This is a genomic window from Streptomyces niveiscabiei (assembly GCF_001419795.1).
GTDB classification, from domain to species: Bacteria; Actinomycetota; Actinomycetes; order Streptomycetales; family Streptomycetaceae; genus Streptomyces; species Streptomyces niveiscabiei.
Window position 1 is genome coordinate 17056 of the sequence record NZ_LIRL01000805.1, and the last position, 614, is coordinate 17669.

Annotated in this window: 1 protein-coding gene; it reads right to left on the minus strand. The window is 76.1% G+C overall.

Features of this window, described 5'->3' with window-relative positions; genetic code table 11:
* On the minus strand, positions 1-614 hold a 614-nt coding region (locus tag AOK24_RS34140), incomplete at both ends, for a condensation domain-containing protein (protein ID WP_240554263.1).

The following is a 614-nucleotide window of genomic DNA, read 5'->3' on the forward strand; positions in this document are numbered from 1 at the left end:
TTCAGGCGCTCGATCACCTCGGCGGGCAGGGCGAGTTCGGCCGAGCGGGTCTCGCCGCCGGCCTCGCCGGTCGCGGGGCGCACCACGGGGATCGGGGTGGGTTCGGCCACCCCGGCCAGGGCGGTGCGCCAGTAGAGCTCCGCCGTGTCCTGGTCCTGCTCGCCGAGCCAGGCCACGTAGGCCCGGTGGGGTACGGGTTCGGGGAGGTGGCGGGGGGTCTCGCCGGTGTCGCGCAGCGCCGTGTGGGTGGCGAACACCTCGCTGAGGACCGGGCCGACGCTCCAGCCGTCGGCGAGGATGTGGTGGCTGTGCCAGATCAGCTGGTGGCTGCGGGCGCCGGTGCGCACGAGGTGGAAGCGGTGCGGCGGGGCGTCGGACAGGGCGAAGCCGCGGCGCCGCTCGTCCGCCAGCAGGGTGTCCAGGCGCCGGTCGAGGTCGTCGGGCGCGGTGCCCCGCCAGTCGAGGACCTGGAAGTCCGGGGGAGCGGCGCGGTGCACCACCTGGAGGGGGTGCGGGACGTCCGCCCAGCGGAACGAGCAGCGCAGGGCGTCGTGCCGGCCGACGACGTGCCGCCAGGCGGCGACGAAGGTGTCCGCGTCGAGGTCGCCGTCGAT